This is a genomic window from Streptomyces sp. NPDC051555 (genome assembly GCF_044454405.1).
GTDB lineage: Bacteria > Actinomycetota > Actinomycetes > Streptomycetales > Streptomycetaceae > Streptomyces.
This window is the reverse complement of the sequence record NZ_JBITDP010000007.1, coordinates 1-21883: the sequence shown is the minus strand read 5'-3', so window position 1 is coordinate 21883 and position 21883 is coordinate 1. Positions and strand designations below refer to the sequence as shown.

The 21883-nt window shown below is 70.7% G+C and carries 19 protein-coding genes and 1 pseudogene; 9 read left to right on the top strand and 11 right to left on the bottom strand.

The window, feature by feature from the left end; all coding sequences use genetic code 11:
- Positions 1-65: 65 nt before the first annotated feature.
- On the top strand, positions 66-1616 hold the full coding sequence (locus ACIBEA_RS16810; protein WP_399261497.1) for an MFS transporter: 1551 nt from the start codon (positions 66-68) through the stop codon (positions 1614-1616).
- A 182-nt stretch (positions 1617-1798) separates the two neighbouring features.
- Here ACIBEA_RS16810 and ACIBEA_RS16805 read toward each other — a convergent pair whose 3' ends face one another.
- The 3 genes from ACIBEA_RS16805 to ACIBEA_RS16795 all read right to left on the bottom strand — a co-directional run bounded on the left by ACIBEA_RS16805 (position 1799) and on the right by ACIBEA_RS16795 (position 4944).
- Complete coding sequence (locus ACIBEA_RS16805; protein WP_399261495.1) at positions 1799-2695, bottom strand: helix-turn-helix domain-containing protein; 897 nt, start codon at positions 2693-2695, stop codon at positions 1799-1801.
- 32 nt (positions 2696-2727) lie between these two features.
- A complete protein-coding gene (locus ACIBEA_RS16800) occupies positions 2728-4158 on the bottom strand; it encodes a cytochrome P450 (protein WP_399261493.1) in 1431 nt (476 codons plus the stop codon).
- 108 nt (positions 4159-4266) lie between these two features.
- Positions 4267-4944, bottom strand: coding sequence for an excalibur calcium-binding domain-containing protein (locus ACIBEA_RS16795; RefSeq protein WP_399261491.1), 678 nt, complete (start codon positions 4942-4944; stop codon positions 4267-4269).
- A 111-nt stretch (positions 4945-5055) separates the two neighbouring features.
- On the opposite strand from ACIBEA_RS16795, the gene ACIBEA_RS16790 reads away from it, so the two are divergent.
- On the top strand, positions 5056-5379 hold the full coding sequence (locus tag ACIBEA_RS16790; RefSeq protein WP_399261489.1) for a putative quinol monooxygenase: 324 nt from the start codon (positions 5056-5058) through the stop codon (positions 5377-5379).
- A gap of 58 nt (positions 5380-5437) precedes the next feature.
- On the opposite strand, the gene ACIBEA_RS16785 is transcribed toward ACIBEA_RS16790, so the two are convergent.
- A complete protein-coding gene (locus ACIBEA_RS16785; RefSeq protein ID WP_399261487.1) occupies positions 5438-5953 on the bottom strand; it encodes a hypothetical protein in 516 nt (171 codons plus the stop codon).
- A gap of 209 nt (positions 5954-6162) precedes the next feature.
- Between ACIBEA_RS16785 and ACIBEA_RS16780 the strand changes: the two genes are divergently transcribed.
- Complete coding sequence (locus ACIBEA_RS16780; protein WP_399261485.1) at positions 6163-7203, top strand: glycoside hydrolase family 43 protein; 1041 nt, start codon at positions 6163-6165, stop codon at positions 7201-7203.
- A 30-nt stretch (positions 7204-7233) separates the two neighbouring features.
- On the opposite strand, the gene ACIBEA_RS16775 is transcribed toward ACIBEA_RS16780, so the two are convergent.
- Complete coding sequence (locus ACIBEA_RS16775) at positions 7234-8145, bottom strand: helix-turn-helix domain-containing protein (protein ID WP_399261483.1); 912 nt, start codon at positions 8143-8145, stop codon at positions 7234-7236.
- Between the two features lie 308 nt (positions 8146-8453).
- On the opposite strand from ACIBEA_RS16775, the gene ACIBEA_RS16770 reads away from it, so the two are divergent.
- Both ACIBEA_RS16770 and ACIBEA_RS16765 read left to right on the top strand, forming a co-directional pair.
- Positions 8454-9062 (top strand): hypothetical protein, encoded by a 609-nt coding sequence (locus ACIBEA_RS16770; protein ID WP_399261481.1) that lies wholly within the window; start codon positions 8454-8456, stop codon positions 9060-9062.
- Between the two features lie 29 nt (positions 9063-9091).
- Complete coding sequence (locus ACIBEA_RS16765) at positions 9092-9613, top strand: RICIN domain-containing protein (protein ID WP_399261479.1); 522 nt, start codon at positions 9092-9094, stop codon at positions 9611-9613.
- Between the two features lie 68 nt (positions 9614-9681).
- On the opposite strand, the pseudogene ACIBEA_RS16760 reads toward ACIBEA_RS16765, so the two are convergent.
- The 6 genes and pseudogenes from ACIBEA_RS16760 to ACIBEA_RS16735 form a co-directional block, all read right to left on the bottom strand.
- A pseudogene (locus ACIBEA_RS16760) lies at positions 9682-10236 on the bottom strand (FAD-dependent monooxygenase); the annotation flags it as partial.
- Positions 10237-10434: 198 nt separating this feature from the next.
- A complete protein-coding gene (locus ACIBEA_RS16755; RefSeq protein WP_399261477.1) occupies positions 10435-11331 on the bottom strand; it encodes a RimK family alpha-L-glutamate ligase in 897 nt (298 codons plus the stop codon).
- Positions 11328-12206, bottom strand: a complete 879-nt coding sequence (locus ACIBEA_RS16750; protein ID WP_399261475.1) for a hypothetical protein — start codon at positions 12204-12206, stop codon at positions 11328-11330. Before ACIBEA_RS16750 ends, ACIBEA_RS16755 begins: the two co-directional genes overlap by 4 nt.
- 12 nt (positions 12207-12218) lie before the next feature.
- Entirely contained in the window at positions 12219-12530 is a 312-nt protein-coding gene (locus ACIBEA_RS16745; RefSeq protein ID WP_399261473.1) for a hypothetical protein, read from the bottom strand.
- Positions 12530-12850, bottom strand: coding sequence for a pentapeptide repeat-containing protein (locus ACIBEA_RS16740; RefSeq protein ID WP_399261471.1), 321 nt, complete (start codon positions 12848-12850; stop codon positions 12530-12532). The genes ACIBEA_RS16745 and ACIBEA_RS16740 overlap by 1 nt, the downstream gene beginning before the upstream one ends.
- A gap of 153 nt (positions 12851-13003) precedes the next feature.
- Positions 13004-14533, bottom strand: coding sequence for a helix-turn-helix domain-containing protein (locus tag ACIBEA_RS16735; RefSeq protein WP_399261469.1), 1530 nt, complete (start codon positions 14531-14533; stop codon positions 13004-13006).
- Positions 14534-15337: 804 nt separating this feature from the next.
- Here ACIBEA_RS16735 and acnA point away from each other — a divergent pair.
- The 4 genes from acnA to ACIBEA_RS16715 all read left to right on the top strand — a co-directional run bounded on the left by acnA (position 15338) and on the right by ACIBEA_RS16715 (position 21785).
- The gene (gene acnA / locus ACIBEA_RS16730) at positions 15338-18052 is read left to right on the top strand and encodes an aconitate hydratase AcnA (RefSeq protein ID WP_399261467.1); all 2715 of its coding nucleotides are present in this window, start codon (positions 15338-15340) and stop codon (positions 18050-18052) included.
- Positions 18053-18359: 307 nt separating this feature from the next.
- A complete protein-coding gene (gene ngcE / locus ACIBEA_RS16725; protein ID WP_399261931.1) occupies positions 18360-19811 on the top strand; it encodes an N-acetylglucosamine/diacetylchitobiose ABC transporter substrate-binding protein in 1452 nt (483 codons plus the stop codon).
- 77 nt (positions 19812-19888) lie between these two features.
- Positions 19889-20833 (top strand): carbohydrate ABC transporter permease, encoded by a 945-nt coding sequence (locus tag ACIBEA_RS16720; RefSeq protein WP_399261465.1) that lies wholly within the window; start codon positions 19889-19891, stop codon positions 20831-20833.
- A gap of 13 nt (positions 20834-20846) precedes the next feature.
- Positions 20847-21785 carry a carbohydrate ABC transporter permease gene (locus tag ACIBEA_RS16715; RefSeq protein ID WP_399261463.1) on the top strand — a complete coding sequence of 313 codons (939 nt, stop codon included), beginning with the start codon at positions 20847-20849 and terminating at the stop codon, positions 21783-21785.
- Positions 21786-21883: the final 98 nt, after the last annotated feature.

Genomic DNA, 21883 nt, shown 5'->3' with positions numbered 1-21883 from the left:
TGAAATAGCACATGCTCTAGCCCGTTCGAGTGGTGACCCCCGGAGCGCGGGCTTAGCGTCGAACAGTGGACCCGAACACATCGCCGAGCACCAGCGGGACCGAAGGCAAGGTCCGAGGGGGCGGCAACGGCGGGCTCGCACTGCTCGTCATCGCCTCCTGCCAACTCATGGTCGTTCTCGACATCACCATCGTGAACATCGCGCTGCCGCACATCCAGACCGCCCTCAAGTTCTCCACGGAGAGCCTCTCCTGGGTCGTCAGCGCCTACACCCTCACCTTCGGCGGACTGCTGTTGCTGGGCGGTCGCACCGGTGACATCCTCGGCCGCCGGCGCGTCTTCGTCTTCGGCGTGCTGCTCTTCGGCCTGGCCTCGCTGCTCGGTGGGTTCTCCCAGAACGCGGGCCAGTTGCTGGCGGCCCGCGCGCTCCAGGGCGTCGGCGGCGCGATCGCGTCCCCCACCGCGCTCGCCCTCATCACCACCACCTTCCGCGAGGGCCCCGAACGCAACCGCGCCTTCGGCGTGTTCGCCGCCGTCTCCGCGGGCGGCGGCGCCATCGGCCTGCTGGCCGGCGGCGCGCTCGTCGAATGGCTCAACTGGCGCTGGGTGCTCTTCGTCAACGTCCCCATCGCCCTGCTGATCGCGCTGGTGGCCCCGAAGGTGATCCGCGAATCCGAACGCCACCCGGGACACTTCGACTTCCTCGGCGCCCTGACCTCCACCCTGGGCATGGTCGCCCTGGTCTACGGCTTCATCCGGGCCTCGCAGGAGGGCTGGAGCGACCCCTACACCCTGGCGTCCTTCGCCGCGGCCGTCGTCCTGCTCACCTGCTTCATCATCGTCGAGCGGCGCTCGCCCCAGCCGATCACCCCGCTGCACATGTTCGCCGACCGCAACCGCGCCGGCACCTACGGAATCATGCTCTTCCTCGCCTGCGCCATCTTCGGGATGTTCTTCTTCCTGACCCTCTTCGTCCAGAACGTGCTCGGCTTCAGCCCGATCCGCGCGGGCCTCGCCTTCCTCCCGGTCAGCGCCGTGATCGCGGTCGGCGCGGGAGTGACCTCACAGCTCCTGCCGAAGTTCGGACCCAAACCCTTCATGGTGGTGGGCGCCCTGTTCGCGGCCGCCGGCCTGGGCTGGCTCACCTTCACCGACGTGCACTCCACCTACCTGGGCAGCATCCTCGGCCCGATGCTCCTCTTCGGCCTCGGCATGGGCATGCAGTTCGTCTCCCTGACGCTGATGGCCCTGTCCAACGTCCCCGACCGCGAGTCGGGCGCCGCGTCCGGACTGCTCAACGCCATGCAGCAGGTGGGCGGTTCGCTGGGCCTGTCCATCCTGGTGACCCTCTACGGAACGGCCAGCCGCAACGAGGCCGCCAAGCAGGTGCCGGCCTTCCTCACCAACTCCACCCCGGAGCAGAAGCTCGCCTTCCGGCGCACCGGCCAACTGCCCGGCCCGTACGGCGCCCAGGTGCTGACCTCCGGAGTGACGGCGGCGTTCGTCGTCGCGGCCCTCTTCACCCTGGTCGCGGCCATCATCGCGCTGGTGGCCATCCAGGTCCGGCCCTCCGACCTCGAACGCCTGAAGGGCACGCACACCCCGGCGGCCGTCTGAGCCGCACCGGCGGCACCGGCCGCACCGGGCGGGAACGCCACGATGGGGCGGGGCGGATGAATCCGCCCCGCCCCATCGTCCCCCGTGGGTCGCTCCACCATCGCAGGGGACGTGCCCGGGGTATTGGACAAAAACGCTATGGCGCGAAGCGGCCGTCCGACCGGCGGCGGCCCGCACCGCCCTCACCGGTCCGGTGCGCTCACCAGGGCGCTGGTCACCTGCCCCGGCAGACGGTCCACCGGGCGGGCGCCGTTGCCCCGGTGGAGCAGGAACTCCCCGGGCGCGAAGCCGGTCATCCGGCGGAAGTCCCGGTGCAGGTGCGCCTGGTCGTAGAACCCGCACGCCGACGCCGTCGCGGAGGCCGCGGAGCCACCGGCCAGCATCCGCAGGGCCCGCTGGAGGCGCAGGACCCGCGCGGCCGTCTTGGGGGACAGCCCGATCTGCTCCTTGAACCGCTGCTCCAGATGGCGCGGACTCCAGCCGGTGCCGTGCGCGAGATCGGCCACCGGCACCCCGCCGCCGCTCGCCATCAGCCGCCCCCAGGCCCAGACCGTCTGCGGGGCGGCCGCCGGACCCGCGGCCAGCCGCTCCAGCAACAGGGCGTCGAGCAGGGCGAACCGCCGGGGCCAGTCCGGCGCCCGGGCCAGGTGCGCTTCCAGTACCTGCGCCCGCGGACCCAGCAGCTCGCCCAGCGGGACCATCCGGTCGCGCAGCTCGTACATCGGGACGCCGAAGAGGGTGAACGCCGCCCACGGGGCGAGGTGCACCTCGACGCCGTGCATGCGGCCGTCGTGCTCGCCGACCGCCGCATCGGTGCGCAGGCCGTTGACCAGGGAGGTGTAGGCGGTCGTCGGCGCGGCCCCGGCCCGGGACACCCGGACCGGGGCCGCGAAGTTGACCACCATCGTCACCAGGCCGTTCGGCACCTCCACGCGGCGCTGCGGCCGGTCCATGGACACGCGATAGCCGCGGTACCCCAACACCCCCCGGCCGAGCCGGGCGTCCGGCACCCCGCTCGTCAGCCGCCACGTCCCGAACTCGGTGATGCCCCACGCCTGTTCCACCGCGAGCGCCCCCACGTCCTTCGCCGGCCCTGCGTCCGCTGCGTAGGTTACGGCGCCGGGCGCAGCGGGCGGATCCGGCAGCGGGCCGGCCCGGTCGCCCGCAGGGTGATCCCGGCGGCGACCGGCACCTCGGTGTCCACGGCCTCGAAGGCGTAGGACCGCAGGGTCATCGCCAGCGCGATCACCGACTCCAGCATGGAGAAGTGCTGCCCGATGCACGCGCGCGGGCCGCCGCCGAAGGGGAACCAGGCGTAGCGCGCACGGGCCGCCTCCGCCTCCGGGGTGAAGCGGTCCGGATCGAAGCGCTCCGGGTCCGGCCAGTGCTCCGGGTGCCGGTGGGTCACCCACGGCGCCAGGATCACCGTGGCCCCCGCCGGGATGACGTGCCCGTCGATCTCGGCCTCGGCGACGGCCTGCCGCCCGATGACCGGAGCCGCCGGGAAGAGCCGCATGGCCTCCTTGAGCACCTGCGTGAGGTACGGCAGTTGCTCCAGGTCCGCGGCCTGCGGCGTACGGTCGCCCAGCACCCGGGTGACCTCCTCGCGCGCCCGGGCCTGCGACTCGGGGTCCTTGGCCAGCAGGTGCAGGGCGAAGGTCAGCGAGGTGGCCGTGGTCTCGTGCCCGGCGAGCAGGAAGATCAGCACCTGTTCGCGCAGCTCGTCGGCGTCGAAGGAAGCGTCGTCCGCGCTCTGGGCCGCCGCCAGCAGGGTCAGCAGGTCCTCGCCCCTGCGGTCCCCGGCACCCGAGCCCGCGCCCGCGTCCGCGCTCACCTCCGCACCGCGTCGCTCGGCGATGATCCGGTCGCACACCCCGTACAGCTCGTCCAGCGCGGCGGCCGCCCGCCGGTTGGCCGGGGTCGGCCAGGAACGCGGGACGTTGGCGGGCGAGTACCCGCGCCGGAGTACGTACTCCGTGATGACCGGAAAACACCGGTCCACGACGTCGACCGTGGCCTCCACATCGGTCCCGAAGAGGATCCGGGCCACCGCGCGCAGGGCCAGGTGCGTCATCTCGACGGAGACGTCGACCACCGAGTCGACGGCCTCCTGCCAGCTCTCCAGGGTCTGCGCGGTCTCGGCGGCCACCGCGGCCGCGTACCCGTCCACCCGGCGCTTGGTGAACAGCGGCTGCACCAGCCGTCGTTGGCGCAGGTAGTCCTCGTCCTGGCTGGTCAGCAGGCCGTTGCCGAAGGAGTCGCGGATCTCCTGGTAGAAGGGGTTGTCCTTGCGGAAGTTGGCGGCCTCCGACGCCAGCACCCGCTGCGCGCCCTCGGGCGAGAAGACGCAGTGCAGCTCGGCCCGCAGCCCGGGCGGCCCGGCGCTGATCCGCACCACGTCACCGTGCCGGTGCTGGGCCCGCAGGTAGGTGCCGAGCGAATCGGATGTGAGGTCGAGCAGGGATCCGAGCAGCGGCAACCCCGCCAACTGCGGGGCCGCCGCCCGCTCCGCCCCGTTCGACACCGCTGAGTCCACTGACATGGCCGCCCCCTCGACAACACGTACCGACGGGCCGATTCTGCCCGGCCCGCGCCGCGCGCGGAGGCGGCCGGGCGCGGCGGGGGCCGGATCAGGCCAGCGCGCAGGGTCCTACTTGTCGCAGGCGGTGCCGTCGTTGTCCCGGTCGAGCGCGCTGCGGTAGCCGGGCTCACCGCGGTGGATGGGGGCCGCGCCGGCGGCCTTGGCCTCGGTGCAGTTCTTGTAGTAGACCCCTGCCCCGCCGCCCCCGGTGCTGGTCGCCCCGTCACCGTTGCCGCCGTCCCCACCGGTGGTGCCGGTGTCGGTCGGGCCGCTGGTCTTCGGCTTGGGGGCGGGCGCGGGCGTCGCGCCGGTGGCGGGTGTGGCGGCGGGCGTCGGCGCCTTCGAAGGGTGCAGCTCGGCCCCGGCCTTGGCGGGGCACGGCGTCCCGGGCGCCGCGAGCGACAGTTCCACCGCGGAGTCGCCCGCCACCGCCGTGCCCGCGGCCGGCGTCTGGAAGCAGACCGTCCACCCGGCGTGGTCCGGGTCGGGGGAGATGTCGGAGTAGGCGCTGCGGGCCTCGACGGGCCGGGTGACCAGCACCTTGACGGCCGCTTCGGCCTCGACGAACTTCTTCCCGATGACCGACGGCATCACGGCGGCCGACGGCGTCGCGGACGGACTCGGCGTCGGGCTTGCCGTGGCGGACGGGCCCTGCGCGCCCTTCGGCGCGGGATCCTCACACCCCGCCCCCAACAACAGGACCGCACTCACGACGACGGCGGCTGCCGCCCCACGGCGAACGAACACGATGGACCCCCCAGGGTTCACAGCGAAGTAAAAGCCGCAGCATATGCGCGGGGCACCGGCCGCGCGCCCCCTTTCCGGAACTGCCGGCCACGCCCTGCCTACAATGAGCGAATGATCTTCATTGTGGTGAAATTCGCGGTCAAGCCCGAGTACGTCGACCAGTGGCCCGACGAGGTGGCGGAGTTCACCCGCGCCACCCGCGCCGAGCCGGGCAACCTCTGGTTCGAGTGGTCCCGCAGCCTGGAGGAGCCGGACACCTACGTCCTGGTCGAGGCGTTCCAGGACGACGCGGCCGAGGCCCACGTCACCTCGGAGCACTTCCGTGCCGCCCTGGAGACCATGCGCCCGCTCGTGACCCGCACGCCCGAGATCGTCAGCACGACCATCGAGGGCGCCACCGGCTGGAGCCGCATGGGCGAGCTCCAGGTCGACTGAGGATCACGCGCCGCGCGGGGTCGTACCGGGGCCGGCCCGGGACCTGCACCGCTCGGGTTCAGTAGCCCCAGCGCTGGCCCACGCTGCTGTCGGTACGGCAGTGGATCGCGCGACCGGCCGCGTCCCGACCGGCGCTGCCGACGTCGGCCTTGCGGCAGATCTGGCCGGCCTTGTAGCAGTTGCCGGCGTTCGACCTGGGATAGCACTCGGTGGTCGCCTTGGTGGGCTCGGGGTCCGGATCGGGTGCCTGCGCGCGGGTGCGCGTGGGCACGGGCGCCGGAGGGGCCGGGGCCGGTGCCTTGGTGCTGGGCGGGGCCGAGCTGGGTGCGACGCTGGGAGTGGGCGCGGTGCTGGGGCTGGATCCGGGGGTGATGCCGGTGCTCGGGCTCGACATCGGGGTGAGGCTATTGCTCGCACTGGCCGTGGCGCTGCTGCTCGGGGCACCGGTGCTCAAGGTGCCCGCGGGGGTCGCCGGATCGCAGGCGGCGAGCGTCAGGACGGCGGCGATCACGGTGAGGGTGCCTATGCAGCGCTTCTTCGCGGCCGTCATCCGGCCGGCGAGCGGTGTGCTCAAGGAGAACTCCAGAGTGGTGTGCTGGCAGGTGCGGCAGACCGGAGGCTCACGCAAATAGTTGAAGCCTCACACTCTGCGTGCACATGTTAGGACGAGCACCTGCCCCCGCGTGCCGATCTCCACGATCTGCCCCGACACCAGACGCCCCGTCAGCATCCATCGCGCGCCCCGCCGCGCAACCCGCCGTCGGACGCCTCGTTGGACGGTGCATGACGCGCGCGGGCAGGAACAGGTACGGGGACGGGTACAGGACCGGACGGTTCCTCGCGGCAGCGGCGGCCGCCGCCGCGGCCGCGGCCGTGGTCGCAGGGCTCGCGGCGGCCCCGGCGGGGGCCATGGCGGGGGCCGCGGCGGTGGCGGGACCGGTGCTCGACCGGGACTTCGCCGACCCCGACGTCGTGAAGGTCGGCCGTACCTATCACGCCTACGCGACGAACGCCGAGGGCAAGTACCTCCAGCACGCCACCTCGCCGGACCTCGTGCACTGGACGATGGTCGCCGCCGACCCCCTGCCCGCACCGGGGCGCTGGGCGGAGCCCGAGCGCTCGCTCGTCTGGGCGCCCGAGGTCTTCGACAACGGCCACGGCTTCACCCTCCACTACACCGCCCGGGACCGGGCGAGCGGTCGCCAGTGCATCGGGGCCGCGCTCTCCGCCTCCCCGGACGGCCCGTTCGTACCGGTGGGGGACGGCCCGTTGGTCTGCCCGGCCGAACTGGGCGGAGCCATCGACGCGTCGAGCCACACGGAACACGGCCGGCGCTACCTGCTGTGGAAGAACGACGGCAACTGCTGCGGGACGGACACCTGGATCCACCTCCAGCCCGTGTCCGCGGACGGCACCCGCACCACGGGCGAGGCGGTCCGGCTGATCCGGCAGGACCGCGCGTGGGAGGGCGCGCTCGTCGAGGCCCCCACCCTCGTGAAGCGGGGCGGCCGGTACGTGCTCTTCTACTCGGCGGACTCCTACGACGGCCCCCACTACAAGACCGGTTACGCGGTGGCGAGTCGGCTGGCCGGCCCTTACACGAAGGCGGACGCCCCGCTCATGACCACCGAGTCCTTCGGTGGCGCGGTACGCGGCCCCGGCGGCCAGGACGTGGTGACGGGCCCCGACGGGCGGGACCGGATCCTCTTCCACGGCTGGAGCCCGGACGGCACGCGACGGCGCGTCCTGTACGTCTCCCGCCTCGACTTCCCGGGCGGCCGCCCCGTGCTCCGGGACGACGGGGCGGCCGGGCGACGCGGATGACCGCTCGGCCCCGGCGCTCAGCCCCGGCGCTCAGCCCCAGCGTTGAGCGGCCGAGCGGTCGCAGGATCCGGTGAGCAGCCCGGCGGGCCCGTCCCCCAGGCACCGTCCCGTGCTGCGGCTCTTGACCTCGACCGAGGCGTCGGACCAGTGGGTGATCGACCACTTCTGCGACGCTGACCCGCTACAGGACAGCGCGCGGGCACCGTCGCCCGCGCCGTCGTCACCGCCGTCCAGGCATGCGCCGGTGGCGTGGTTCTTCAGTTCGCCGGCGCCGTCGGGGCCGGTGTGGACGGTCCACCGCTGGTAACTCATGCCGTTGGGCGCGAACGAGCGCAGCCCCTTGTCGAGGCTGTGGTCCAGGCAACTGCCGGTCGCGCGGTTGACGAAGATCCGGATCTGGTCGTCCGGCCCCTGCGCGGTGCCCGCGTCCTTCTTGCCGGCCTCCCTCCCGCCGGCGGCCTTCTCGTCGCCGCCCGACGTCGCCCCCGTCGGCCCGGCCGCCGTGTGCCGCCCGGCCGCGGGGTCCTTCGGTACGGCGACCCAGGTGAGGACCGCGCCGAGCAGCAGGCCCGCGAGCGCCCCCGCCCCCGCCCACCACCAGCGGTTCGCCGACCGGGCGGCGAACGCGTCCCGCAGCCGGCGCCGGGGGGAGCCGCCCTGTGGAGCGGCGCTCGTGGGCGGAGCCTTGACCTGGCACCGGTCGGCCGCCTCCCACAACTGCCGGTAGAGCGCGGGATCCGCGTGCAGCGCCCGGCACAGATCGCGCACCGTGGCCCAGGGCGGAACCGTCGTGCCGCGCAGGTACCGGGACAGCGACGAATCGCTGATCATCACCTCGGACTCCAGATCGCGCAGCGTCTTGCCCGACCGCTGCTGGAGTTCCTTGAGGGCGCTGCCCAACTGCTGCCCCGGGGTGGGCTGCGCTCCGCCGACGCCCGTCATGTCCGCCCCTCCTGGCCCGCGCCTCGGATGCTGCTCCCGGCGGGCCGCGCTCATCCCGGGATGGTCCTGTCCCAGCAGGTCAGAACCTTAGGGATCCCGACATCCGTGAAGCAACCGGGACATCCTTGCGACGCCGCGACGCACCCCCGCAGACTCCTCGGCATCCGGTTCCGCAGCCCCCGGCCACGTGACGGTGCCTTCGCCGCACCCCTGACGTGCCGCCCGGTGGGGACGTGCGATTCCCGTGCGTCCCCCTCGTCCCGGAACGCGGACCGGCGTGAATCCCCACGAGAAGTCGGAGTCCCGAGATGTCCGAGAACACCACCCGTCGCTGGAGCACCGCTGCGTTGACCGCGGCCGTGTGCGTCGGTTCCTTCGTACTGGCGTCGCCCTCGGCCCCCGCGGCCGAGCCCCCGGACCGGACGGTCGCCATCGCCGCCCCCACCCCCACGGACGTCGCCGCACCGGGCCTCGGGGCGGCGCCCCGGATCAGTCGGGCGCAGGTCCTGGCCCGGGCCAAGACCTGGCTGACCGCCAACAACGGCCGCCCCGTGCCGTACAGCCAGACCAAGCACTGGAAGGACGGATACCGGCAGGACTGCTCCGGCTACGTCTCGATGGCCCTCGGCCTGTCCAAGCCCGGCCCCAACACGGTGTCCCTCAAGAACGACGGCTACACCCGCCGGATCGCCATGAAGGACCTCGCCCCCGGCGACCTGGTCATCAAGGCCAACAGCAGCAGCGCGGACAACCGGCACGTCGTCATCTTCGACGGCTGGGCCAACGGCGCCCACACCGTCTACAAGTCCTACGAGCAGGCGGGCGGCGGCGCCGGTACGCGCTGGAAGCAGCACTCCTACGGCGTCAACGGCCGCGACGGCTACCACGCCTACCGCCCCGTCAACATTACGGGCTGACCCCGCCCGCCCCACGACCAAGGAGCCCCATGAGCACCAGCAGCACGGCCAGGGTGAGTGTCCCGCGCACCTTCGCCCTCGGTCTCGCCCTCACCCTCGGCCTCGGCACCGCGTCGACGGCCATTGCGTCGACCGCCATTGCGTCGACCGCCACCGCGGCGCCCGCGGGCGCCCTCGATTCGGTCCAGAGCTTCCGCAACGCGGCGACCGCGGCCTGTCTGGACGACAGCGACGCGGGCGTGCGCACCTACACCTGCCTGGGCAACGACCACCAGAAGTGGAACGTGCACCAGTGGAAGGACGGCACCCGTGAACTGAGGAACGTCAAGACGGGCTTCTGCCTGGCGGACAGCCCGCGGGGCAACGCGACGCACCTGCCCTGCGACAAGCACAAGGACGAGAGCTGGATCGTCCACCGCTACGCCGACGGCGCGGTCGAGTTCCGCAACCAGGCCACCGGCCTGTGCCTGGACGACAGCTTCGAGGCGGGCCTGCGCACCTTCCCGTGCGGCAGCCACGAGCAGAAGAGCGCCTACCAGACCTGGCGCTGAGCCCGGTCCGCTTCCCGCGGTGGCCCGGGGCGGGGCCACCGCCCGCGCCGCCGGCGAGGAGGCGCGGCTCAGCGCCCCGCGTCGGGCGTGCCCGCCCACGCGGTCAGCGCCCGCGTGCGCGCGGCCCGCCGTTCGGCCGTCGCGCCGGTCCGGCTCGCCCAGGCGACATGGCCGTCGGGGCGCACCAGCACCTCGGCCGTGCCCGCCGTCTCCGGGTGGTCGTCCCGCCCGGACGTGGACACGGTCACGGCCTCGACGCGTCCGCGCCATCCGGCCTCGACGGCAAGCCGCAGGGTCTGCTCCCCGACGAAGTCCAGCAGCACGAAACGGCCGCCGACGGTCAACTCGTAGAGCCGGGCGGCGGCCGATCCCACGGTGGCCAGGTCGATGTCGGGCATGCCCCGCAGCGCGGCGCCGGGCCGGGCGTACTGCGGGACGAGCGCGAGTTCCGCCAGCAGCGTCCGGACCTCGGTGTTCTCGATGACCGCCGCGCCGACCGGCCGGCGCTCGGCGCCGTAGCCGTCCAGCAGTCCGGGCGGCGCCCAGCCGTTGATCTCGGCCGCCAGCTTCCAGCCGAGGTTCACGGCGTCCTGCAGCCCGGTGTTGAGGCCCTGTCCGCCCGCGTGTTCGCCGGTACGCACTCCACCGGACCGCACACCCTGGGCTTCGCCGATGCCTGCGTCGGCGTCCTGCGCGACGCCGGTTTCACCGACGCGGACGCGGCCCGGTCCCTGATGGCGGTGGTCTCGAAGCGCTCCGGCGACCGCACCACCGGTGACTCGAACAGCGGGGGAGCGGCGGCCACCGCCGGGTTCGGTCCTTCAGGCTCCTCGCAAGAGGTCGAGCAGGGCGTGGGAGACGCTCAGCCCCAAGCGCCGGTCGTAGCCGTCGTAGCCCGGCATCGGGTTGGCCTCCAGGACCGTGTAGCCGTCGTCCTCGTCCACCATGAAGTCGAATCCGATGAAGGCCAGACCACTGGCGGCCTGGTACGCGCGGCAGTGCTCGACGACGTCCTGCGGTGCCCGCGCCGGCGTGAACGTCTTGGCGCCCGGACAGTACTGGTAGTTGACGCCTTCGCAGTCGATCCGCTCGGAGAAGTGCTCCCGGCCGACCAGATGCGTACGGACGTCCGCACCCCGGATCCGCTCCTGGAACAGCACGGGACTGCGGGGCAGCAGGCCCAGCTCGTCGAGCTGTTCGGGGCCACAGGCCGAGGCGACCGTCTTCTCGCCGCTGGCGCCCTTGAAGACGGCATCGGGAACGGCCCGCAGGAAGGCGCGCGCCTCGTCCGCGTCATTGGTGAGCAGCGACGTCGGCACGGTGAAACCGCACCGGCTGAGCAGGGCGAGGTGGTACGCCTTCGTCCAGTTGCTCAGGTCGGTGCCGGGGCGGTTGACGACCAGGGCGTCGACCGTCGCGAGGATCTCGGTGAGCGCCCGCAGCCGCGCCGCGGCGGCCGGCCGCTCCCCGCTCCCGAAGCTGTCGATGACGTCGACCGGGCGCACGTAGATCCCGGTGATGTCGGCATCGGGCAGGTCCACCGTCAGCGTTCCGGTGCCGAGCCGTCCGCAGCGCCCCTCGACGTCCCACCAGTAGCTGCCCGCGCGCAGGAAGAGCACGAGGTCGAAGAAGAGGTGGGGCACGCGCTGGTGCCGTGCGCTGCGGACCGTGTGCACGATGGTGCGGTCATGGGGCGACCCGATGATGAGGACGGTCATCGCACACCCTCCTCCAGCTCGGCCCGGAGCTGTTCGTGCACCAGGTCCGCCACGCCCCGGTACCAGGAGTACGGGGGAGCGGACACGATGCGGCTCACGGACATCCGGTGCTCGTCGTCGGCGACCAGGGCGACGGCGAAGAAGCGGACGCCGCGTTCCCGCAAGGCGTCCGCGATCTCGCGCACGACCTTCCGGTAGGACTCCGCCCGGACATCGATCCCGGGTTCGTTGAGGACGGTGAACGACTCGCGTCCCACGCACAGCTCGATGACGTACTCGCTCGACGGCGCGAAGAGCGCCCGCAGATGCGCGGCATCCCCATCCCCATCCCTATCCCGGAAGCCGAGACCGGCGGGCTCCTTCACGACCCGTCGCTCGTGGGTCAGCAACTCCTCGACGTGGAGCTCGGGCGACGCGCACAGGGCCCACCGATCGAGCAGCCGCCGGGCATCGCTCGTCCAGCACTCGGGCAGCAGGAGCGACCGGTCCAGACACCGACGCAGCGCCCGGTCGTCGTGCCACGCCCGTGGGCCGGGCCGGTTGACGACCTTGGGGAGCAGGGCGCACAGGGCCCACAGCGCGGCGCGGTACTCGTCGGCCGCGAAGCGGGCGTCGGCGCCGGTCGCGCCGTCCTCACCCGTCGGCGCGAGCGCCCACGGATCCCGTACGAACACCCCCACCTCGTCGCCGTGCAGCGTGCCGTGCCCGGGGACCGTGAGCCGGGCCCGCGTCCGACCGGCGGCATCGACGCGCAGTGCGAAGGCGAGCCGTCCGAGGTCGGAGCAGACCGCGTGCCGTACCGCATGACGCGTCAGATAGCCGTCGAAGGCCGCCACGGCCGGATCGTCCGCCCCGGCCCCCAGGAGGAGGATCACGTCGTCGGCGCGCTAGATGATCGGACGGATGAAATCCGCCACGGGCGCCAGCTCCCCGTAATTGACCTGGGACTGGACGTCGCAGGCTTCCTTTCCCGTGTCGGACGTCTCCTTGCCGGTCCCTTCGGACTGTTCCTTGCCGGTGCAGTCCGTCGACTTGTCGATCAGGAAGCGTCGTTCCACGCCGTCCTGCTTGTCCTCGACCCGCTCTCCGCGTGCCACGGCGGCGCGGATGGCGTCCTCGATGCCCACCGGCTCGACCTCGTGCGTCGTGGACAGGTCCGGACGCAGCTCGGGATGGATGAAGATCATCGGCGTGGACATCAATCCGCCCCTTTCTCCGACGCGATCAGGTCCCCGATCCGCACCCCGTCGATGATGAGGCCCCTGAGGTCGCAGTTCTCGATGACGACGTCGCGCATCGAGCACCCGACGAGACGGCTGCCGTCCATGACGATGCCGGCGAACGTCGCGCGTTGCGCCCTGCCGTACAGGAACTGGGAGTCGTCCATGATCGATTGTGTGAACAGCGAACCGAGGAAGGCACTCTCGTGCCAGGTGCTCTGTCGGACGTCTGCGTTGCTCACGTACATGTTCGGCGTCAGCCGTGGTGCTTCGCCGTAGACCTCTTTCGCGGGCGCCATATCGCCCTCCTCCCACGGACATTCCTACTCACATCGTCTCCCTCGGCGTGGGCCGGCGCCAGCCGGAACGGGAAGGGCGAGCAACGAGGCCCCCTCGCTCCGCAGGGAGCGAGGGGGCCTCGTCGGAGCCGTTGAGCCTTCCACCAATTCCCGCTAGATGTCGCGGAAGATCTCGATCTGGGCGCCGACCGAGTTGAGGCGCTCGGCGAGCTCTTCGTAGCCTCGGTTGATGACGTAGACGTTGCGCAGCACCGAGGTGCCCTCCGCCGCCATCATCGCGAGCAGGACGACCACCGCGGGGCGCAGGGCGGGCGGGCACATCATCTCGGCCGCGCGCCAGCGGGTGGGGCCCTCGACCAGGACGCGGTGCGGGTCCAGGAGCTGGAGGCGGCCGCCGAGGCGGTTGAGGTCGGTCAGGTAGATGGCCCGGTTGTCGTACACCCAGTCGTGGATCAGGGTCTGGCCCTGGGCCACGGCGGCGATGGCCGCGAAGAAGGGGACGTTGTCGATGTTCAGCCCGGGGAAGGGCATCGGGTGGATCTTGTCGATCGGCGCCTCCAGCTTGGAGGGGCGGACCGTCAGGTCGATCAGGCGGGTGCGGCCGTTGTCCGCCGTGTACTCCGCCGAGCGGTCGTGGTCGAGGCCCATCTCCTCCAGGACCGCGAGCTCGATCTCCATGAACTCGATCGGGACCCGGCGGATCGTCAGCTCCGACTCCGTGACGACGGCGGCGGCGAGCAGGCTCATCGCCTCGACCGGGTCCTCGGAGGGGGAGTAGTCGACGTCGACGTCGATGTTCGGCACGCCGTGCACGGTCAGGGTGGTGGTGCCGATGCCCTCGACCTTGACGCCCAGCGCCTCCAGGAAGAAGCACAGGTCCTGGACCATGTAGTTGGACGAGGCGTTGCGGATGACGGTGACGCCGTCGTGCCGGGCGGCGGCGAGCAGCGCGTTCTCGGTGACCGTGTCCCCGCGCTCGGTCAGCACGATCGGGCGGCCGGGGGAGACGCCGGCCTCGACCTCGGCGTGGTAGATGCCTTCGGTCGCGGTGATGTCCAGGCCGAAGCGCCGCAGGGCGATCATGTGCGGCTCGATGGTGCGGGTGCCGAGGTCGCAGCCGCCGGCGTAGGGCAGCTTGAAGTGGTCCATCCGGTGCAGCAGGGGTCCCAGGAACATGATGATGCTCCGGGTCCGGCGGGCCGCGTCGGCGTCCATCGCGTCCATGTCGAGCTTGGCCGGCGGGATCAGTTCGAGGTCGACGCCGTCGTTGATCCAGCGGGTGCGCACGCCGATGGAGTTCAGTACCTCCAGGAGGCGGTACACCTCTTCGATGCGGGCGACGCGGCGCAGGACCGTGCGGCCCTTGTTGAGCAGCGAGCCGCAGAGCAGGGCGACGCAGGCGTTCTTGCTGGTCTTGACGTCGATGGCGCCGGAGAGGCGACGGCCACCGACGACCCGCAGGTGCATCGGTCCGGAGTAACCCAGCGACACGATCTCGCTGTCGAGCGCCTCACCGATTCGGGCGATCATCTCAAGGCTGATGTTCTGGTTGCCGCGCTCGATGCGGTTCACCGCGCTCTGGCTGGTGCCGAGCGCATCGGCGAGCTGACTCTGTGTCCAGCCGCGGTGCTGCCGGGCGTCACGGATGAGCTTGCCGATGCGTACGAGGTAGTCGTCTGCCATGGGGGCACGGTATCTCACATATGAGATGTGGTTCGCGTTGGGCGTGGCAGACGGGTGTCACCGACCGTCAGGTGCGCCGATGCGCGCGGCATCCGGGTCGCCTGACGGGGTGTCCGGAGCCTGGTGTTCCCATATCGGAACAAAGTGGACGGGGGTTGGTCGTCGCCTCAAACGCCGGCGGGGCTGAGGGTGTGCGTCCCTGGCCGGGGTCGGCGGGGGGTCAGGGCGGTGGCGCCGCGCCGGGGTGCGGCGTCTCCTCGGCTCGCGGGCTCGGCCCGGTCGGAGCGTGCGTCCAGCGGTGACCGCTCGTCCTTGCGGGGACACCGCACCCCGGCGCGACGCCACCACCCTGACGCGGGGTCGCCCTCGCGGGGGGCGGGTGTGTGGTCCGGCCGCCCGGGGTGTGCTGCTGGGGACCACCGTGCGGGGTGTGGCTGGGACGGGGGCGTGCAGGAGTGTCCCCGCAAGGACGAGCGGTCACCGCCGGGCGCACTGTCCGACCGGGCCGAGCCCGCGAGCCGAGGAGACACTCCTGTGCGTCACCGGCCCAGCCGCACCCCGCCCACCCCGACCCCGGCCCGCCCCGGAACGTGACGTACTTCCCTCGGGTCGGGTGGGCGTGCTTCGCCCCGGCGGCCGGACATGTACTAGAGTTATCTCGACATCGAGATAACTGCCGAAGGCGCGCCGCAGCCCCCGCAACGGTAAGGGTTACCTAACTTAGCCTCACCTTAGCGGATTGGCCACAGTGCCACGCGGCAGGATGCGGTAGAACGCGCGAATTCATGCATGAAGGAGACTGTCGTGTCGGCGAACAGCTTCGACGCCCGCAGCACGCTGCAGGTGGGCGACGAGTCGTACGAAATCTTCAAGCTGGACAAGGTCGAGGGCTCCGCCCGCCTGCCTTACAGCCTGAAGGTGCTGCTGGAGAACCTGCTCCGCACCGAGGACGGCGCGAACATCACCGCCGCCCACATCCGGGCGCTCGGCAACTGGGACTCGCAGGCCCAGCCGAGTGAGGAGATCCAGTTCACGCCGGCCCGCGTGATCATGCAGGACTTCACCGGTGTGCCGTGCGTCGTGGACCTCGCCACCATGCGCGAGGCCGTGAAGGCCCTCGGTGGCGACGCCTCCAAGGTCAACCCGCTCTCCCCGGCCGAGATGGTCATCGACCACTCGGTCATCGCCGACAAGTTCGGCACGAAGGACGCCTTCGCGCAGAACGTCGAGCTGGAGTACGGCCGCAACAAGGAGCGCTACCAGTTCCTGCGCTGGGGCCAGACCGCCTTCGACGACTTCAAGGTCGTCCCCCCGGGCACCGGCATCGTCCACCAGGTCAACATCGAGCACCTGGCCCGCACGGTCATGGTCCGTAACGGCCAGGCGTACCCCGACACCCTCGTCGGCACCGACTCGCACACCACCATGGTCAACGGCCTCGGCGTGCTGGGCTGGGGCGTCGGCGGCATCGAGGCCGAGGCCGCGATGCTCGGCCAGCCGGTCTCCATGCTGATCCCGCGCGTCGTCGGCTTCAAGCTGACCGGCGAGCTGCCGGCCGGCACCACCGCCACCGACCTGGTGCTCACGATCACCGAGATGCTGCGCAAGCACGGCGTCGTCGGCAAGTTCGTCGAGTTCTACGGCCAGGGCGTCGCCGCCACCTCGCTCGCGAACCGCGCCACCATCGGCAACATGTCGCCGGAGTTCGGTTCCACCGCCGCGATCTTCCCGATCGACGACGAGACCCTGAAGTACCTGCGCCTGACCGGCCGCGACGCCCAGCAGGTCGCGCTCGTCGAGGCGTACGCCAAGGAGCAGGGCCTGTGGCTGGACCCGGCCGCCGAGCCGGACTTCTCCGAGAAGCTGGAGCTCGACCTCTCCACGGTCGTCCCCTCCATCGCCGGCCCGAAGCGCCCGCAGGACCGCATCGTCCTCGCCAACGCTTCGCAGCAGTTCGCGCAGGACGTGCGCAACTACGTCAGCGACGACGAAGAGGCGGGCAAGGAGTCCTTCCCGGCCTCCGACTCCCCGGCCACGACGAACGGCGTACCGACCAAGCCCACGCTGGTCACCCTCGCCGACGGCACCTCCTTCGAGATCGACCACGGCGCCGTGACCGTCGCCGCGATCACCTCGTGCACCAACACCTCGAACCCCTACGTCATGGTCGCCGCGGCGCTCGTGGCGAAGAAGGCGGCCGAGAAGGGCCTGAGCCGGAAGCCCTGGGTCAAGACCACCCTCGCCCCGGGCTCGAAGGTCGTCACCGACTACTTCGACAAGGCCGGCCTGACCCCGTACCTGGACAAGCTGGGCTTCAACCTGGTCGGCTACGGCTGCACCACCTGCATCGGCAACTCCGGTCCGCTGGACGAGGAGATCTCGAAGGCGATCAACGAGGCCGACCTCGCGGTCACCTCGGTGCTCTCGGGCAACCGCAACTTCGAGGGTCGCATCAACCCCGACGTCAAGATGAACTACCTGGCGTCGCCGCCGCTGGTCGTCGCGTACGCCATCGCGGGCTCCATGAAGGTGGACATCACCAAGGACGCCCTCGGCACGGACCTCGACGGCAAGCCGGTCTTCCTCGCGGACATCTGGCCGTCGGAGGCCGAGGTCAACGACGTCGTCGCGAGCTCCATCGGCGAGGACATGTTCAGCAAGTCCTACCAGGACGTCTTCGCGGGCGACGCGCAGTGGCAGGCGCTGGAGATCCCGACGGGCAACACCTTCGAGTGGGACCCGCAGTCCACCTACGTCCGCAAGCCCCCCTACTTCGACGGCATGACGATGGAGACCACCCCGGTCTCCGACATCGTCGGCGGCCGCGTGCTGGCGAAGCTGGGCGACTCGGTCACCACCGACCACATCTCCCCGGCCGGTGCGATCAAGGCCGACACCCCGGCCGGCAAGTACCTCACCGAGCACGGCGTCGAGCGCCGCGACTTCAACTCGTACGGTTCCCGCCGCGGCAACCACGAGGTCATGATCCGCGGTACGTTCGCCAACATCCGCCTGCGCAACCAGATCGCGGAGGGCACCGAGGGCGGCTTCACCCGCGACTTCACGGTCGAGGGCGCCCCCGTCGCGTTCATCTACGACGCTTCGCAGAACTACCAGGCCGCCGGCATCCCGCTGGTCATCCTGGCGGGCAAGGAGTACGGCTCGGGCTCGTCCCGCGACTGGGCCGCCAAGGGCACCGCGCTGCTCGGCGTCAAGGCCGTCATCGCCGAGTCCTACGAGCGCATCCACCGCTCCAACCTGATCGGCATGGGCGTCCTGCCGCTCCAGTACCCGGAGGGCGTCACGGCGACCTCCCTCGGCCTCACCGGCCAGGAGACCTTCTCCTTCACCGGCGTCGAGGAACTGAACAACGGCACCACCCCGCGCACGGTCAAGGTCACCACCGACACCGGCGTCGAGTTCGACGCGGTCGTCCGCATCGACACCCCGGGCGAGGCCGACTACTACCGCAACGGCGGCATCATGCAGTACGTGCTGCGGAACCTCATCCGCAACTAAGCACATCGGCACCAAAGGGCCGTATCCCCGTTAAGGGGGTACGGCCCTTTTCGTCGTTCCGGACCACCTCCGGGCGGGCGGGCCAGGTGACGGTGAGGTCTCAACTCGGAAAAGCCGAAGGTCTATGCTGTGCATGATCTTGCTCACACGAGCGGAAGTGGACTATACCTGTGCCCGTCCGGACTACCGCGGCTCACGCGGCGCCGGACCGGGGGACGGGCGGGGACCTGCGGTGTTGTCCGCATGCACGGCAGCTGCCGTGACTTCCGGCCTCCTTCACACTTCTGACGAAGGCGAGGACATGAGCATGGGTTCCATCTCCGCCCAGGGCGAGCACAACAACGGTGAGGGCCTCGGCCGCCGCGACCTGATCCGGCGGTCGGCGGCACTGGGTCTGATCGCCGTGCCGACGATGAGCTTCCTGTCCGCCTGTGCCTCCGGTGGCAGCGACAAGCCCTCGGACAGCACGTCCAAGGCGCCCACCTCGAAGGACAACCCCTTCGGTGTGGCCAAGGGCAGCAAGATGGACATCGTCGTCTTCAAGGGCGGCTTCGGCGACGACTACGCGAAGGCATGGGAAGCGGCCTTCGACAAGAAGTGGGGCACCACCAGCACCCACCTCGGCACCCAGGAGATCACCGCCAAGCTCCAGCCGCGCTTCAACGGGGGCAACCCGCCGGACGTCGTCGACGACTCGGGCGCGCAGCAGATCAAGATCGACGTCCTGGCCAAGGGCGGTCAGCTCGCCGATCTGACCCAGGTGCTCGACGCGCCCTCACTCGACGACCCGAGCAAGAAGGTCCGGGACATGCTGATCCCCGGCACCGTCGAACAGGGCACCCAGGAGGGCAAGTTCGTCGCCCTGTACTACGTCTACACGCTCTTCGGCCTCTGGTACTCGGGCAAGCTCTTCAAGGAGAAGGGCTGGGCCGAGCCCAAGACGTGGGACGAGTTCCTCGACGTCTGCGCCAAGGCCAAGGCGGCCGGCATCGGCGGCCTCGCCCACCAGGGCAAGTTCCCGTACTACATCAACGTCGTCATCATGGACCTCATCGCCAAGAAGGGCGGCATCGAGGCCGTCAAGGCGATCGACAACCTGGCGCCGAACGCCTTCGCGGACAACCCGGCCGCCCTCGCCGCCGTCGAGGCGGTCTACGAGGTCGTCGAGAAGGACCTGCTGATGCCGGGCACCAACGGTCTGACCCACACGGAGTCGCAGACCGCCTGGAACCAGTACAAGGCCGCCTTCATCCCCTCCGGCTCGTGGCTGGAGAACGAGCAGCTCAAGCAGACCCCGGAGGACTTCGACATGAAGTTCCTGCCGGTGCCGGTCCTGGCCGACAGCAAGATGCCCTTCGAGGCCATCCGCGCCGGTGCGGGCGAGCCCTTCATCGTCCCGGAGAAGGCCGGGAACAAGGCCGGTGGCCTCGAGTTCCTGCGCTCGATGCTCTCGCGCGAGTGGTCGACCCTCTTCGCCCAGCAGGCCAACTCCCTGACCGTGGTCAAGGACGGCGTCGACCCCAACGTCAAGCTGCGTCCCGGCACCCAGTCCGCGGTGACCTCCCTCAAGGCGGCCGGCACCAACACCTTCGCCTACCTGTACCCGGACTGGTACAGCCAGATGGACAACGACATCCAGGCCGCGTCCAATGAGCTGATGGCCAAGCGAATTCAGCCGAAGGAATGGATCAAGCGGGCCCAGGCTGCGGTAGACAAGGCGGCCAAGGACCCCAACGCCAAGAACAACCACCGCAGCTGACGCCATCGCCCCCGGCCGGTCCCCCGGCCGGGGGCACCACCCAGCGGTAGCTGGGGGAACCATCAGGGACGGACACCATGAGTCACGTAGCCCGGGGCAAGGGGCAGGTCGGCTTCATCGCCGGCTTCCTGCTCCTGCCGCTCGCGCTGTATCTGACCTTTGTCATCTGGCCGTACATTCAGACGTTCGGATATTCCTTCACCAACTGGTCGGGCCAGTCACCGACGTTCGACTTCGTCGGACTGGACAACTACTCGACCCTGATGAAGGACGAGGTCTTCCGGGGCGCGCTGTGGCACAACCTGCTGCTCCTGGTGTTCGTCCCGGTCATCACCATCCTGCTGTCCCTCTTCTTCGCCTTCATGGTGAACGTGGGCGGGCGCAGCGGCGCCGGTGGTGTCCGGGGCGTCCGGGGCTCGGCCTTCTACAAGATCGTCTACTTCTTCCCGCAGGTCCTCTCCCTCGCGATCCTCGCCGTGCTCTTCGGCGCGGTCTACCGCAGTGACGAGGGCGGCCTGCTCAACGGCCTGCTGACCAAGATCGGCCTGGTCGACCCGCAGCACCCCATCGAGTGGCTCAACGAGCCCAACCTGGTGCTCTGGTGCATGCTCGGCGTGGTCGTCTGGCACGGGGTCGGCTTCTACCTGGTGCTCTTCTCGGCCGCGATGCAGTCCGTGCCCAAGGACATCTACGAGGCGGCGCTGCTCGACGGCGCGGGGCGCGCCCAGACCTTCATCAAGGTCACGCTGCCCCTGCTGTGGGACTCCGTACAGACCTCGGCGGTGTACCTCGGCATCGCCGCGATGGACATGTTCGTCCTCGTGTCGACGATGACATCGGGCCAATTCGGCGGCGGCCCCGACCACCACAGCGAGGTCATGGCCACGGTCCTCATGCGCAACTTCCTGTACTTCGGCAAGAGCGGCTACGCCTGCGCCATGGGAGTCGTCATGCTGGTCCTCACCATGATCCTGTCCCTCATCACGCTGCGCGCCACCCGCCGCGAGCGCATCGAGTTCTGAGCGGGAGACCCCCATGACCACAGTGATCAAGGCACCCGAAGAGCCGGCCGAGGAGCCCGCCGCCGAGCCGACCGCCCCCCGGCCGCCGGTCAGGAGCGACGTCCCCCGCGGCTCCGAGGGCGCGGTGCTCAACGTCTTCTCGCACGGCTTCCTCGCCGTGTGGGCCGTACTGATCGTGCTGCCCCTGATCTGGCTGGCGCTCGGTTCCTTCAAGACCGACAGCGAGATCGGCGGCTCGGCCCTGAGCTGGCCCACCAACTGGCACTTCGACGCCTTCTCCCGCGCCTGGGACAAGGGCATCGGCGACTACTTCGGCAACACCGTCATCGTTATGGTGTTCTCGGTCCCGCTGACGATGCTGCTGGGCTCGATGGCGGCGTACGTGTTGGCCCGCTACCCCTTCAGGGGCAACCGGCTCATCTACTACTTCTTCGTCAGCGGGGCGATGTTCCCCGTGTTCCTGGCGCTCGTACCGCTGTTCTTCATGGTCAAGCGGCTCGACATGCTCAACAGCTACCAGGGCCTGATCCTGGTGTACGTCGCCTACTCGATGCCCTTCACCGTCTTCTTCATGCATTCGTTCTTCCGCACGCTGCCCACCGCGGTGCACGAGGCGGCGGTGATCGACGGGGCCTCCGACACCCGGATCTTCTTCCAGGTGATGCTGCCGATGGCCAAGCCCGGGCTGATCTCCGTCGGAATATTCAATGTCCTGGGCCAGTGGAACCAGTACATCCTGCCGGCCGTGCTGATGCAGCCGCAGTCCGGATCGGACCCCGAGCGCTACATGCTCACCCAGGGCCTGATCCAGCTCCAGTACCAGATGGGCTACGAGACGGACCTGCCGGTGCTGTTCGCCGGCGTGACCATCGCGATGATCCCGATGCTGGTGGTGTACCTGTCCTTCCAGCGCCAGATCCAGGCCGGTCTGACCTCGGCCACCTTGAAGTGACGGCGCGGGGGGGGGGGGGGGCCCCGCCCCCCCCCCCCCCCCCCGCGCCCGGCCCCGGCGGGGGGGGGCCCCCCCCCCCCCCCCCCCCCCCCCCCCGC

What these genes read in the sequence shown, in the direction of transcription:
- ACIBEA_RS16800 (WP_399261493.1), bottom strand. Translation starts at nt 4,158, where the DNA reads ATGTCAGTGGACTCAGCGGTGTCGAACGGGGCGGAGCGGGCGGCGGCC.
- ACIBEA_RS16790 (WP_399261489.1), top strand. Translation starts at nt 5,056, where the DNA reads ATGATCTTCATTGTGGTGAAATTCGCGGTCAAGCCCGAGTACGTCGAC.
- ACIBEA_RS16780 (WP_399261485.1), top strand. Translation starts at nt 6,163, where the DNA reads ATGACGCGCGCGGGCAGGAACAGGTACGGGGACGGGTACAGGACCGGA.
- ACIBEA_RS16775 (WP_399261483.1), bottom strand. Translation starts at nt 8,145, where the DNA reads ATGACGGGCGTCGGCGGAGCGCAGCCCACCCCGGGGCAGCAGTTGGGC.
- ACIBEA_RS16770 (WP_399261481.1), top strand. Translation starts at nt 8,454, where the DNA reads ATGTCCGAGAACACCACCCGTCGCTGGAGCACCGCTGCGTTGACCGCG.
- ACIBEA_RS16765 (WP_399261479.1), top strand. Translation starts at nt 9,092, where the DNA reads ATGAGCACCAGCAGCACGGCCAGGGTGAGTGTCCCGCGCACCTTCGCC.
- ACIBEA_RS16755 (WP_399261477.1), bottom strand. Translation starts at nt 11,331, where the DNA reads ATGACCGTCCTCATCATCGGGTCGCCCCATGACCGCACCATCGTGCAC.
- ACIBEA_RS16745 (WP_399261473.1), bottom strand. Translation starts at nt 12,530, where the DNA reads ATGTCCACGCCGATGATCTTCATCCATCCCGAGCTGCGTCCGGACCTG.
- ACIBEA_RS16740 (WP_399261471.1), bottom strand. Translation starts at nt 12,850, where the DNA reads ATGGCGCCCGCGAAAGAGGTCTACGGCGAAGCACCACGGCTGACGCCG.
- ACIBEA_RS16735 (WP_399261469.1), bottom strand. Translation starts at nt 14,533, where the DNA reads ATGGCAGACGACTACCTCGTACGCATCGGCAAGCTCATCCGTGACGCC.
- ngcE (WP_399261931.1), top strand. Translation starts at nt 18,360, where the DNA reads ATGGGTTCCATCTCCGCCCAGGGCGAGCACAACAACGGTGAGGGCCTC.
- ACIBEA_RS16720 (WP_399261465.1), top strand. Translation starts at nt 19,889, where the DNA reads ATGAGTCACGTAGCCCGGGGCAAGGGGCAGGTCGGCTTCATCGCCGGC.
- ACIBEA_RS16715 (WP_399261463.1), top strand. Translation starts at nt 20,847, where the DNA reads ATGACCACAGTGATCAAGGCACCCGAAGAGCCGGCCGAGGAGCCCGCC.